14 protein-coding genes and 2 pseudogenes are annotated in these 13848 nt (G+C 33.0%); 2 read left to right on the top strand and 14 right to left on the bottom strand.

Annotated features, from left to right (window positions below):
• Positions 1-172: 172 nt before the first annotated feature.
• Both gpmA and NSQ69_RS12150 read right to left on the bottom strand, forming a co-directional pair.
• On the bottom strand, positions 173-910 hold the full coding sequence (gpmA, locus tag NSQ69_RS12155) for a 2,3-diphosphoglycerate-dependent phosphoglycerate mutase (protein WP_002032137.1): 738 nt from the start codon (positions 908-910) through the stop codon (positions 173-175).
• A gap of 153 nt (positions 911-1063) precedes the next feature.
• On the bottom strand, positions 1064-1540 hold the full coding sequence (locus NSQ69_RS12150; protein ID WP_002017049.1) for a MarR family winged helix-turn-helix transcriptional regulator: 477 nt from the start codon (positions 1538-1540) through the stop codon (positions 1064-1066).
• 273 nt (positions 1541-1813) lie between these two features.
• Here NSQ69_RS12150 and NSQ69_RS12145 point away from each other — a divergent pair, with 273 nt between their 5' ends.
• Positions 1814-2446, top strand: coding sequence for a type 1 glutamine amidotransferase family protein (locus NSQ69_RS12145; RefSeq protein WP_002017047.1), 633 nt, complete (start codon positions 1814-1816; stop codon positions 2444-2446).
• 176 nt (positions 2447-2622) lie between these two features.
• Here NSQ69_RS12145 and NSQ69_RS12140 read toward each other — a convergent pair whose 3' ends face one another.
• The 8 genes from NSQ69_RS12140 to NSQ69_RS12105 all read right to left on the bottom strand — a co-directional run bounded on the left by NSQ69_RS12140 (position 2623) and on the right by NSQ69_RS12105 (position 10982).
• Positions 2623-3036: a VOC family protein gene (locus NSQ69_RS12140; RefSeq protein WP_002012925.1), complete on the bottom strand. Its 414-nt coding sequence runs from the start codon at positions 3034-3036 to the stop codon at positions 2623-2625.
• A 118-nt stretch (positions 3037-3154) separates the two neighbouring features.
• The gene (locus NSQ69_RS12135) at positions 3155-3865 is read right to left on the bottom strand and encodes a class I SAM-dependent methyltransferase (RefSeq protein ID WP_002127421.1); all 711 of its coding nucleotides are present in this window, start codon (positions 3863-3865) and stop codon (positions 3155-3157) included.
• A 105-nt stretch (positions 3866-3970) separates the two neighbouring features.
• Positions 3971-4732, bottom strand: a complete 762-nt coding sequence (locus tag NSQ69_RS12130; protein WP_002127420.1) for an ABC transporter ATP-binding protein — start codon at positions 4730-4732, stop codon at positions 3971-3973.
• Positions 4733-4744: 12 nt separating this feature from the next.
• Positions 4745-7084 carry an ABC transporter permease gene (locus NSQ69_RS12125; protein WP_002127419.1) on the bottom strand — a complete coding sequence of 780 codons (2340 nt, stop codon included), beginning with the start codon at positions 7082-7084 and terminating at the stop codon, positions 4745-4747.
• 6 nt (positions 7085-7090) lie between these two features.
• On the bottom strand, positions 7091-8353 hold the full coding sequence (locus NSQ69_RS12120) for an MFS transporter (protein WP_265324001.1): 1263 nt from the start codon (positions 8351-8353) through the stop codon (positions 7091-7093).
• 46 nt (positions 8354-8399) lie between these two features.
• The gene (locus NSQ69_RS12115) at positions 8400-9035 is read right to left on the bottom strand and encodes a TetR/AcrR family transcriptional regulator (protein WP_002127416.1); all 636 of its coding nucleotides are present in this window, start codon (positions 9033-9035) and stop codon (positions 8400-8402) included.
• Between the two features lie 251 nt (positions 9036-9286).
• Positions 9287-10639, bottom strand: a complete 1353-nt coding sequence (locus tag NSQ69_RS12110) for a DEAD/DEAH box helicase (RefSeq protein WP_002012917.1) — start codon at positions 10637-10639, stop codon at positions 9287-9289.
• A 73-nt stretch (positions 10640-10712) separates the two neighbouring features.
• On the bottom strand, positions 10713-10982 hold the full coding sequence (locus tag NSQ69_RS12105; protein ID WP_002127415.1) for a hypothetical protein: 270 nt from the start codon (positions 10980-10982) through the stop codon (positions 10713-10715).
• Between the two features lie 42 nt (positions 10983-11024).
• Here NSQ69_RS12105 and NSQ69_RS12100 point away from each other — a divergent pair, with 42 nt between their 5' ends.
• Positions 11025-11165 carry a hypothetical protein gene (locus NSQ69_RS12100; protein WP_158080580.1) on the top strand — a complete coding sequence of 47 codons (141 nt, stop codon included), beginning with the start codon at positions 11025-11027 and terminating at the stop codon, positions 11163-11165.
• A gap of 240 nt (positions 11166-11405) precedes the next feature.
• On the opposite strand, the pseudogene NSQ69_RS12095 reads toward NSQ69_RS12100, so the two are convergent.
• The 4 genes and pseudogenes from NSQ69_RS12095 to NSQ69_RS12080 form a co-directional block, all read right to left on the bottom strand.
• A pseudogene (locus NSQ69_RS12095) lies at positions 11406-11607 on the bottom strand (N-acetylmuramoyl-L-alanine amidase); the annotation flags it as partial.
• 66 nt (positions 11608-11673) lie between these two features.
• Positions 11674-12393: an exosporium leader peptide-containing protein gene (locus NSQ69_RS12090; protein WP_341099878.1), complete on the bottom strand. Its 720-nt coding sequence runs from the start codon at positions 12391-12393 to the stop codon at positions 11674-11676.
• A gap of 42 nt (positions 12394-12435) precedes the next feature.
• Positions 12436-13444: pseudogene (locus NSQ69_RS12085) on the bottom strand (N-acetylmuramoyl-L-alanine amidase); the annotation flags it as partial.
• A complete protein-coding gene (locus tag NSQ69_RS12080; RefSeq protein WP_002127412.1) occupies positions 13398-13652 on the bottom strand; it encodes a hypothetical protein in 255 nt (84 codons plus the stop codon). The gene NSQ69_RS12080 and the pseudogene NSQ69_RS12085, both read right to left, overlap by 47 nt.
• Positions 13653-13848 lie beyond the last annotated feature (196 nt).

Below are 13848 nucleotides of genomic sequence, written 5' to 3'. Positions count from 1 at the left end.
CTCAAAATTCAGCGAAAGCAAAGACGTTAGGTGAGGGATCAACTGCCCATAAAAGCCCGATTGGTGAAGGCTAATAATCAGTGCGGGATGAACACCCTCCACTGATTAAAGTTTCACTTTATCATGAATCTACATTGTATATGTAGACAAGCATGTGTTTCAAATTTTCATGTTAAAAAGAAATATGTTTCGGAATTTCCCCTTCAGGTACTTCTCCATCCATACTTAAGTAATAATGACGAATCGGACGTAATTTTTCATCTAACTCATAAACAAGCGGAATGCTAGTTGGAATATTTAATGAAACCACACCATCACTTGAAAGATTGTCTAAGTATTTCACTAGCGAACGAATTGTATTACCGTGCGATGAAATAATTACTTTCTCACCACTTTTTAATGACGGTGCAATTTCTGAATGCCAATAATCAACTACTCTTTTCTCCGTATCCTCTAAACATTCAGTCAATGGGAATTCATCTTTTTTTAACGTTTTATATCTTGGATTGTTCGCCTCATATCGAGGATCATCTTCAGTAAGTGCAGGCGGTCTCACATCTATACTTCTTCTCCAAATATGAACTTGTTCATCTCCATATTTTTTTGCAGTTTCGTCTTTATTCAATCCTTGTAGTGCACCATAATGGCGTTCATTCAACTTCCATGAGTTATGTATAGGGACCCAAGTGAGATCCATTTCATGCAGTACAATCCATAATGTACGAATTGCTCGTTTTAGTACCGAGGTATACGCAACATCAAATGTATATCCATTCTTTTTTAATATTGTTCCTGCTTCTCTCGCTTCACTTAATCCATTCTTTGATAAATCCACATCTGTCCATCCTGTAAATCGATTTTCAAGATTCCACAAACTTTGTCCGTGACGAATGAGTACAAGTTTTATCATTATAATTCCCCTCTCGGAAATATGAATTTTAAAATTTCAATACGTACACATATAAAGTTTTTGGCAATGTGAATTTTTTATCCATAGTTGCCAAATATACAGATAAAAATTTATGATTTTTCAAACTACAAAACAAGATACTGTTTCTATCTTTTATTCTACTGGTATTTCACGCTTAGACGTCCATGCATCAAATCCTGAACGGCTATTTGCCATTTCATTCATAACTTGATGCCAATTTTCTTCACATGATTCGCCAAACTGTGAGAAAATAGCTCCCATTTGTTCTCTTTGAACATCGCTCAGTTTTTTCTCTAAGTCTGTTCCTTCTTCTGTTAAAGACAGCTGTTTCACACGACGATCATGTGCAGCTTCATTACTCTCAATAAGTCCTTTATCTAACAGTTGGCGCAACGGTCCGTGAAGAGCTTGTTTACTTATTTCTAAAAGTGATAGCAGCTCATTTACACTAAGCCCTGGAAAACGAGCGATAAAAAACAGAATTCTATGATGTACACGCTGTATACTATACTCTTTTATTATTTCATCTGGTTTTTCTGTAAAAGTTTTATATGCAAAGTAAAATAATGCTAATGCCTCATTCATTTGCTCTTCTTTATGTTGTGTCATCTACTTTCCCCCTGTATGTAAATTATACCACAACTCAATTATGAATAATTAAATTGGTATATTGAGCCTAATTTCTTCATTCTAAAACCAACAAATTTCAACTATTATATTTTTGAAGGTTGTTTAATTCGTAAACCATACCTTCAAATAAAGTATCCAAATTATTTTTTAAAGAATTCTTAAGGAAATAGGTTAAATTCAAATGATAAATATTGTAAAATTTATTTATTAATATTTTTTTGAAAAACTCAATTGTGATTGGAGTGTTATTGTATGCAAACAAAAAAAGTTTATCTTTATGTATTTAATACGATGTCAGACTGGGAATATGGACATTTAATTGCAGAACTAAACTCAGGAAGATATTTCAAAAAAGAGTTAGCCCCTTTAAAGGTAGTTACAGTAGGAGCTAATAATGAAATTATTACTACGATGGGAGGACTGAGCATAAAGCCAGATATTTCCCTGGATGAATGTACTCTTGAGAGTAACGATCTTTTAGTTTTACCTGGAGGGACTACTTGGGGGGAAAGCATTCATCACCCTATCTTAAAAAAAATTGGTGAAGCGTTAAAACTCGGCACTATTGTTGCTGCCATTTGTGGTGCAACTGAGGGGTTAGCGAATTTTGGATACCTAGATTCTAGAAAACATACAAGCAATGATTTAGAATATATTAAAATGGTTTGTCCTAATTATAAAGGAGAACAACTTTATAAGATGGAACCTGCAGTATGTGATGAAAATTTGATTACTGCATCAGGAGTAGCTCCTCTGGAATTTGCAATGGAAGTATTGAAAAAAATTGATGTATTTGCACCAGATACGTTACATTCATGGTATAACCTAAATAAAACTTATAAGCCTGAATACTTCTTCCAGTTAATGAATTCAATTACTAGATAAGCTGAAAAATTAAATTAGCAGTTTTATATTATATAAAAAACTTAAAAAGCACCCCTAAAGTCGTTATAAATACAACCGATGACGGTTGTAAAACAAAAAATAAAAGGGATGATACATATTTATCTTGTATCATCCCTTTTATTTTTTATAACATTAATATCACCATATTATTTTAATTATTCATCTCCAGCAAGAGTTAACTGCCAAGACACACCATACTTATCATTTAACCAGCCAAACTTTTTACTAAACGGATATGAACCTAAAGGCATAAGAACTTTTCCATCTTGTGCTAGTTTATTAAAAACGGTTTCGATTTCCTCTTCCGTATCACAAGTTACATAAAGAGACATAGCTGGGGTGAATGTAAAATCATGCTTTACATAACTATCAATACACATGAACTCTTGTCCATTTAGCGTAAAAGTTGCATGAATTACAGTTCCCTCTTTACCTGGTCCATTCTCATCATAACGAGAGATACTTACAATTTCTGATTGATTAAATAGCGATGTGTAAAAATTCATCGCTTCCTCAGCTTTGCCCTCGAACATTAAAAACGTAGTGATTTTTTGATTTGTGTTACCCATTTAGAGACATCCCCTTGTTATGTATTTATGCAAAACATACATCGGATAATAAAACCGAACGTACATTCTCATAAGTGTATTGTCTATAAAAACGATGAGTTTGTCAATTATCTATGTTTTATTTCTTCTTAAATAATGCTGTCCAAAGAAATGATTCTCCAAACATATTATTTGGTTGTTCAATTTGCTTCATTTTTCTAATTTCAATTACTTCAAATTCTTTAAATATCTCTCTTAACTTTTCTTCTGAATATGCAAGACCACCTTGTAAACTCCATCCTCTATACACATCCCAGTCCGTTATTTCCGATCCATTTCGCTCATTCAAATCACCTGCTGCAAAACATGTTAATCCGAAATAACCACCCGATTTTAATGAGTTTTTAACTAAATCAACATAATTCATTCTTCTATGTGGTGGAATGTGATGCAAGCAACCGGAATCATATACAAAATCATATTCATCTTGAAAATCCAAATTAAAAATCGATTCACAAACAAATTGTATTTCTATTCCGTTTTCTAACGCCCTCTCTTTGGCCCAATTAATTCCTTCTATAGACAAATCTACGGCTGTTACATCAAACCCTTGTTTCGCTAAATAAATTGCATTTCTTCCTGGACCACATCCAAGCTCTAACACTTTCTCTTTTGAAATCCATTCTGTTTGTATATATGAAACTAAATTCTCATCTGGAACATTTGCAAAAAAAGGAACATCCTTTTCTCTATTCGTGTAAAATTCATTCCAAAATGGTACTGCGGGTCTTAATAATGAATCAAGCATTTTTAATATATCTTCTTGAGTGTGTAACGTTTCACTTTTCATTTATACCCCTCCATAATCAATAGTCAGAAAATTATTATATCTCTTTTTAAACTTTCAAACAAAGAAAAACTCCTATATTCAATAGGAGTCAAAAATATTATCTCTTTAAAATCCAAGTACAGTTAACCATTTTAACAACTGCTCTTCTCGCACCTTCAAATCATCGTTTCTATACTTACCCATCTGTATTTCGCTAACAATTTCTCCGTCCACCATAAAAAGAACTCTTTCTGTTTTAGCTGCTACCTTTACGTCATGAGTAACTAGCAAAATTGTAGTTCCCATACGGTTTATATTTGCTAAAATATCCATTACTTCTTCTGTCGCTTTTAAATTCAAAGCACCCGTTGGTTCGTCAGCAAAAATAATATTAGGTTTATTTATGAGTGCTCTACAAATAGATACCCTTTGCAATTCTCCTCCTGATGCTTCAGTTATATTATTAGTTGCAATTTGACTAATTCCCGTTTTCTTCATCAATTCAAGTGCACGTTTATTTATTATTTTCCTGCTCTCAACTTTTGCTAAATACGCAGGCAAAACTATATTATCAAAAAGATTCAAATTTCTAAGAAGATTGCTCTGTTGAAAAATAAATCCCATTTCGCTGAGTCGTAATTTTGCTAACACTTCTTCTTTCATACATGTTATTTCTTTACTATCAACTTTCACACTTCCTGATGACATTTGATCCATTCCGCTAATATTATATAGTAACGTCGATTTCCCTGAACCAGAAGGTCCCATGACCGATATAAACTCTCCCTCATAAATCTCTAAATTTATATTTTTTAACATATGGCAAGTTTTATTTCCATCCATTGCGTATTTTTTATTTAATTGTTTTACTTCTAAAATTTTTTTCAAATTACACACCTCCTACTCCCCATTTAGCTTTAAATCATTTTTTTGTTTCACTGTAAAACTACTAAAAAGTGTTGCTACGGTCACAGATATAAATAAAATAGCTGGACATATTACATAAGAAATGATTGGATTAACAACAAACTTTATGTGAGCTGCTCCCATAAATGAACCTAACCAGCTTATTAGTGTTTCTCCAAACGTAGCAGCTATAAATGTCCCTGTTAAAATACCTACTAATACTATAGCAATAGAACGAGTAACATATTGTATACGAATATCTTTGTAGGAAAAGCCGATACTTTTCATAATTAATATTTGCGAAGAATCTTTTACCAATAACATTTTAAAAAACATCGCAGTTATTAAAACCGATATCAATATAGCAATCAAAATTGCCACTTGTGTCACCAGTCTTAATTGTTTGATTGTCTCTCCTAAAGTTTGAGATAAATAATTATCCGTATCTGTTATTTTTGCAGAATTTAAATTTTGTTTATACTCCTTCACTTTTTCTTGTAGATTCACTTTGGGTTTCATATCTACATTTACTACGTACCATAATATATCTTCTTTATTGTAAGAAAAACTCGCTTTAGCTGTTTTTCCTCCATTCGTTACATCTTGATATATACCACTAATAGTTAGCATTTTCTCTTTTCCTTCTACAAATAAAACGATTTCATCCCCTATATTCTTTTTTAATTCATTTGCGTTCATATAAGAGAGAGCGATCTCATTTTCATTTTTTGGTGCCATACCTTTAACATATTCTATTGGAAATTGGGCGAAATCTCCCACTTCTACATTTAAATTTCCATTTGTACCATCAGCTTTCACCATTTTAAATGTACTCGTTACAAATGCTGCATATTTTTCTACCTCTTCATCGTTTCCGATATACGATATAACGTCATTAAACCGTTTTTCTATATTTTCAGATTGCTGTAAATCTATTCGCATATCACTCTTTCCTGTTCCCATATAATTAACAAATTGCGGTGACTGAATCGTGTACAAAAAGTTAACTGGTACAACAATCATGAACACTGCAATAATTAAAACGATACTTAATACTCGATATAACTTAAATCGTTTCACTACATCTTGTATACCAATAAATATATTTACATTTGTAATTTTAGTTTGATAGAGAGAAAAAAATCTTCTAATCTTTCTTTTTCCTAGTTTATCTCTTGATCGTAAAGCGTCTATTGCTGTAATTCTCCTAAAATTCCGCAAAATGATGCGGCAAAAAAGGATAACGGCTAGAAATAACAATGTTGTGACTATCAATGGCACAAAATAATATAAAATACTTTTATTAGCTGTCCCCATATAAAGTGTGATGTTAGAGGTAAATATTTTTGTAACAAATAACGAAAGGATATATCCACATATACATCCGATAGCGGAAATAACAACATATTTTGTTACATATAGTTTTTGAATATCTTTACTTTGAATGCCGATAGCTTTCATAACACCAATTTCCCGATAATCTTCTTCCATTGAAGTAATAATCGTAAATCTAATACATAAAATCGCGATTAGCATTAATAATGCACTTATTATGATAAGTACTGCAGCTATTATTCCATCTGTTAATGAATTGAGTGTTTTAAAGAGTGAATACGTAATAGAGGGACCTTTTTGAGGTAAGTTTGATGACTGGTATAAAGTTTCAAATTCATTTATTTTATTTAAATCTGTTAGCTGGAATTCAATAAGATATTCACTTTCTCCAAAATTCCCCTTTATTCTTTCGAAGTCTTCATCGCTTATTACAAATCGTTTTGAACTAACAAGTGATGGGTTCATTTGAACATCACGAACAAATGCCGAAATAGTAAATTCTAGCTCATTATTATTTTTAACAACCCAAATTTTATCTCCAATACGCAAATGATATTTTTGCATATAATAAATTGGTACACCTATTTCTCCTTTCCTAACATCGATCAATTCATTATTTAAATCTAATAAAAAGTCAAAAATAGTATTTTGCTTAACAAAGCTAATGTCCATTACACTATTATGTTCCGCTTGATTTTTCTTCTTTATAAAAATGTTAGATCCGCCTATTTGAACCATCTCTGCTGTTTGTTGTTTTTTTACAAAAGGAGTTTGCGCTACAAATGAATCAATTGACTTTTGGTTTATTTCTCCGGCATGCATTTGTACGAAGTGCGGTGCGTTTGATACTTTAAACAATTGATCCGTTGAGTTCAATAGATTTATAACGTTACTTGAAGCACTTGCGATTAAAAGACTTGATAACATGATAAACATAAATAGAATGGTAATTATCATTTTATTTTGAGAGAAATCTCTTTTTAACATTCTCCTAATCATATGGAGCTAGTTCCCTTCATTCCATAATATTTTCTTCGTCACTATCGCTATTATTATCATTATGAAACTAATAAATAATATAGGTAAATAAATTTTCATACTGAATCCTTCAAACATAAAACCATAAATGACTTGCCCAATTGGTGCCATACATTGAGATACCGCTGTTATAATTGCCATTACTTTTCCTAGGTTTTCATTTGGTGTTTTCTTTTGGACTACAGTAATCACATAGATGGATACAATTGTCACGATCATTGCAATTAGAATAGAAGAAAGTATAAAGAGGATAAATGGTGGATAGTATCCTAAATTAAGAATAACTGGCGTAACTGATAGTGCCATTGGTAGTACTAATAAAGCTATTAAAAGCATCCAGTAATACAATGTTTTCATCTGTAGCTTTTTCCCAAAAAAACCTATCGATAATGCACCTAAAATAGTAGCAAAATCGATCAATCCCATTCCAATTCCGTATAACGTGTCGCTACTTTCCATTGTTACTCGTATAATAATTGGAGCGCCAACAACAAATAGCGGTGTAAGTATTAAATTTAGTAATGCAGCTAAAAGCATAGATTTCAAAATAAATGGTTGTTTTAAAACATATATAAATCCTTCTTTCATATCCTTTACAATTGTCGGTATTATATGGCTTTCTCGCGCTCTTTTTATAAAAGGTATTTTAATAAACATTTCTAAAATCGCAGATAAAAAGAAAGCAAGACAACTTATTGTTACGAGCATTTTCAAACCAATTATGCCGTACAGTATTCCTCCTAATACAGGAGCAACTATATTCGATAATGCTTGCACACCATTTACGATACCGTTCGCTTGCTCTAACTTATTCTCTGGAACTAATTGCGGAATACTCGCCATTACAACAGGTGAATACATTGCACTAACGACTGCTAGTAAAAACATAATTGTTCCAATTAATATAATAGATACAGGTCCAGTAAATAACAAAATTATAAAGCTTAATACAATCGCAGCGTTGATAAAATCAAAAATAACCATTAAATTACGGCGATTGAAACGATCTGCTATCGCTCCGCCAAGAGGGGCTAGCAAAAACGGAATACTCGTTACCGCATATAATCCTGCGAATATATCAGCACGCCCTGTTATATCTAGCACATATAATGACAGGGCAAAACGTAAAAGTGTTGAACCTAAAATAGTAATAATTTGTCCACTCACCATTAAGTGAAAATCTTTCATCGAAGACCTTATACTAGCTGACATCCTTATCACACCTTTCATTCGATTCAGACCGACTGTCGGTCGATAATATCCAAACAGAAAATTACTATTTCTGTTTGATTAAAACCTCCACCATGTAATCAAAGGCTCCCTCTTTCGCTCCAACAGATACTTCCATCATTTTGATATAAGCTTTAGCTCTCCTCATCATTTCTTCCGGCTTCCACTGGAATAAACCCTCATCAAATATGACTTGTGCTGAAGAGAGTAATAATTCAATCGTTTCTTGTGGGTATGGAGTAGAAAATATGCCTTCAGCGATTCCTTGTTCTAAAATCTCTGCTAAAACAGGAGATAAATGAATAATTGATTGTACTATACTTTTTTGATGCATTTCCGCATTATTTGGCTGATGAAATTGTTCAATCATTTTATCTTTTACATCTCCTGATTTTGGTGATTGTTCCATTAAAACTCGAAATAACTTATCCAAAACTGGGATATTAGGGTTAGAGACAATTGCTTTCGCTTTAGCAACATCCGCTTTAATAATCCTCATAATAATTTCATCCATTACTTCTTCTTTCGACTTAAAATAATGATAAAACGTCCCCTTTGCTATACCAATCTCTCTTAAAATGTCATTTACTGTAGTTTTCGTATACCCTTTTGTAACAAACAAACGTTCAGCAGTTTCTAAAATTTCATTTCTACGCTCCCCATATTCTTTTACGATCCTCATTCATGTACTCCTTCCTACGGACCGACTGTCGGTTTATTTAAAGTATATGTTTAGTATGTGAAAAGTTTCCTGTTATCGTACATATACAACAACCTACTTTATATTTCCTTTATGAATTTTAAATTATTTAATACGGTAAATGAAATTTCAAAGGTTGTTTTTATGCAATCACCCTTGTACTTATATCGACTTCGTTGTATAAAAACAAAAAGAGCCGCAACACTTTGCGACTCTTTTTGAATAATAACTATTTAACGGCCACGTCTTTGCTGACCTTGTTTTGTACTACTTTTCTTATTACTTGGCTTATTAAATGATCGATTGTTATCATTTCTCGAACTATTTCTTGAATCGTTTCTTGGACCACCTTTTGAACCACTTCTTGAACCTTCACGGCTATCTCTTTGACGATATTGACCTGATTTCTTTGGAGCCGGCTTTTGTACCGGTTTTCCATTTTCATCTACATTTTTTATCATCGGTTGTTCGATTATTTGTCTTTGTATTGGTGCACCAAGCGTTTTTTCAATTTCTTCTAAATGTTTTTCATCTTTCGCTGCAACGAACGTAATTGCAAGACCTGATCCACCTGCACGTCCTGTTCGGCCAATGCGGTGAATATAACTTTCTACATCTTCAGGGATATCAAAGTTAAATACGTGCGTTACACCATCTACATCAAGTCCACGAGCTGCTACATCAGTCGCAATTAAGTACTGAATTTTAGCTTCGCGGAAACTCTTCATGACTCTTTCACGTTTCGCTTGAGGTATATCACCATGAAGTTCAGCACAATTATAACCTAGTCCTTTTAAATTATCATACAGCTTACTTACTCTAACCTTTGTACGACAGAAAATAACTGCCAAAAATGGCTGATCACGATCCATAACAAAACGAAGTGCATCTGGCTTTGCACGATCTGTCGTCTCAATGACACGCTGCTCAATTGTATCTACCGTTACTTCTTCACTTTGTACTTGAATCATTTGCGGCTCTTCCATATAACGTTTCGCCAATTTTTTAATATCTTTTGGCATCGTTGCTGAGAATAACATCGTTTGTTTACTATCAGGTGTCTCATCTAAAATATCTTCAATATCATATAAGAATCCGAAATAAAGCATTTGATCCGCTTCATCTAGTACAATTGTTGAAAGATTACTTAAATCAATTGTTTCACGACGTATATGATCTAATAATCGTCCTGGTGTCGCAACAACTATATGTGTATTACCTTTTAATTTTCTTAATTGTTGTGCTACATCTTGTCCGCCATATATCGCTAGTACATTAATATCTTCTCTTTGAACAAGCATTTTTTTAATTTCAGTTGTAATTTGCAGTGCTAGTTCCCTTGTTGGTGCAACAATTAAAGCCTGAACATCACTAGACTCTGGATCGATTTTTTCTAAAATCGGTAACACGAATGCTAACGTTTTACCCGTTCCTGTTTTCGCCTGCCCAATAATATCTTTACCTGACATAATAACAGGAATTGCCTTCTCCTGAATCGGTGTTGCTTCTGTAATTCCATTTTCACGTAATGTATGATTAAAAGTTTCACTAATTCCTAATTCTAAAAAGTTTTTCAAATAGACCACTTCTTTTCCTTATTTTTCACATTAGCTTTCATTGTACCATTTGTTTCGCCAAATATGAAAAATAAAAAAATTCTTATCTTCTTTTTTTATATTCATCCTGTACTAGATGAACAAATTCTTTTTGTTTTTTCTCGGAATTTATTATTGCTTCCATATTTGTAGAATTCAAAATATACTTCTTGATTTTCCTATTACTCCAAATTAAACTTGTATACTTTGTATCTTCGTGTAACTTTCGAAACCACTCAAATTCGCTTAATTTGGCAATATGGTGTTTTAATTTCATGTCATTTCGAGGATAAAATAAAATAACATTTGCTATTACATCAAATAATGAGTCCAAGTTATTCCCTCCTATAACTTCTTTAATGAAGATATTAAAGGAATGTTAAAAATCATTGTTTCACCAATTCAAAATAAATTACACCAATATGTACATCAAGGAACTAAGTTCTACAATTTAATATGTAATACGAAAGCATTATATAACCTTCATTTTGATTTAGCATATGAGCTTATCTTTTAGAAAGAAGGTTTGCAATATAGAATGGAAAAATCCTAATAGTGCATTAGAGATATTTATTATTTTTCATTATAGTTTTTATAGCCTTACCATATCAATTTGGGAATTTTGTCCGTTTAGAAAAACATTTAGATACATTTAGCCATATATTGTACGCCAATAATATAGTAGTAAGAAATTTACAAATGAAAGATATAGAAAGAGTAAGGTGGCATGGTTAATTACTCATGAAGGTATAGTGCGTTAGATGAATAAATAGGCTTCATTTGCAATAACATAGTATGTTTTCCCTTTACTGCTGTGTGCTTTGTACTGTGGCGAACCATTGACACTCACTTTTGCATCAATCATAAATCCCTGCATCTACAGAACCAGCTCCATCTTTATATTTCCAAGATGGAGCATCCTAGAAACGTAGATTGTCCACTTTGAAAACAATACGTTTTCAAGGTGGACAAATAAACTGTGCTTTTCTTATCGAGTAGCAACAGATACTTCTGAAAGAAATAGACTACATCGTAATAGGGGTTATATTCACAGCTGTAATTTTACAAGTTGAAATTGCAAACCTAACGGTTGTAGTTGGATTTATAGGTAATGTCCCTAGTACTATCCCAAGTCCTGTTTGTTCCACGCTAAAATCTGCTGCAATAGAACCATTACTTGCTAAAAGACTTACTGTAGATCCGATAAACGCATCCAGTAATTGTCTAATTGGTCGTTCACGACATTCACACTCGCATCCTACATCAGTAGGTGGAAGTAATGTAATAGGTGGTCCTGGTGGTAAAAAACCTACCCCTGTTACATCAGATATATTGACCACAAAGGTTGTGGTGCCATCTGTAACTGTAACTAAAAAATCATTCACAGAAGTGATAGTAAATAGAAAGAAAAGCGGGGGCGTGTTGGGTGTGTCTGCAATAGTGCCAAGAATAACAGTTTCTCCAATAAGTTGTTGTAAAACGCTTTGCATAGGTAAAACACAGCAATCACAAAGACAACCTTCAGTTCCTCCTGTTGGACCCGTTACTCCTGTTGGACCCGTTACTCCCGTTGGACCCGTTACTCCTGTTGGACCCGTTACTCCCGTTGGGCCTGTCCCTCCTGTTGGACCTGTGGGTAAAGTAAATGGTGGGATTTGGGGAAGTGTAGGGCCAATTAAATTTGGATTTAATGCATTAGCTTGAAGTATCCCATTTATCTTTTGTATTTCATTTTTATCAAACACATAACTACCTCCTATGAGTGTACTATACTGTAGTAATACAGTTACAAATACATAAACTTCATTGATCGTAATATAATATGTTTTCCCTATACTATTGTGCACCTTAAATTGTACTGAACCTTCCATATTTAACTTCCTAAAAATTGTAAACGCCTCACCTACATCTACAAAACCATCCACGTCTTTATCCTGCCAAGATCGAGCATCATAGAAACGTAGAATATTAACTTTAGAAACAACACGCTTTCCTACAATAGAAGAATCTACTGTACTTTTCTTACTAAACTTCACATAGGATGGATTGTTCTTAATCCATTGCTCTCCACCAAGGTTTAACCAACCAGGCTTTTCGCCCCATTCAACATAAGCTTCTGATTTATTTAGTTGACGAATCTTAGAATAGCTTGTGTCTGGTCCTTTACGTAAATTAACGTTGTAGCCTTTAATATAAGCTATACCATCGGTTACAGCTGTTGGTACTTCTGTTGGTTTAGGTGGCTTTCAGGTACAGAAACATCCACACTAGAATTATTGTATGCGCGTTGTACATCAGCACGGGATTGAGCTCCTGATCCCCCATGAGATTTTAAATAATCAAGTTGATCTTCATGATCTGTACCGCCAAGGTATTTAATCACATCGTAGTGAATCCACAATCCTTTTCCTACAGATAACTTGTTATCTTTTAAGATTTCCGCTAAAAGTTTTACGTATTTTTCATATGAACGCTCGAGCTTTGTATGGTCTGCTGTTTCACATAACTCTACATGTACAAATCGTTTATTAGCAGCAGGTCCACCGCCATATGCAATGTATTTTATATTAGCGATTTGGATTGTTTCATCTCAATCAACAGCATATTGAACAAATGCGTTTCTTCATGTACGAGATTCATACTTTTGAATATTTCAGAAGTCGCTGTACTATGAGCTACTACGCCCTCATAAACACCTACGCCAAAACGATATGGTTGTTTTGGTAAATTAGGGATAAAAAACGTTCTATCAGCAAAAATACTTGTAGCAAATGAACCAGCAAGTACTAGAATCATAAGGAACGAGGTAATTAGCTATATTAAAACCAGCTAAAATTGGAATGAATGTAAGTGATTGATTATTTATATCCTTAATTCCTTTCAATATTATTGTTGTATTCGGATTCATATACGCTATAAACAATCTAATAATTATTGTCAAGATAGCTGATATTAAGAAATCAAAAGTTTTTTCTGCCTTCGTTGCAGAACGCAAATAATTCATTGAAACCTCTATCGGAAACTTATTTGCTTTCCAAAACAGATTTTCTCTTCATCCATCTCCATATTCGTATCCGCTTAACAAGCATTGTTTTATTTTGAACAGGTATTCGCTTATAAATATCGAAATATACAATAAGAAAAAACAATAAAATTGATTATTCTTTCGCTTCTTTGTCCATCCTTTTAAAAAATCTATT

This window comes from Bacillus sp. FSL R10-2201, assembly GCF_038008665.1.
GTDB lineage: Bacteria > Bacillota > Bacilli > Bacillales > Bacillaceae_G > Bacillus_A > Bacillus_A mycoides.
Note: the sequence above shows the minus strand (reverse complement) of the source record. Positions and strands in the feature narration are given on the sequence as shown.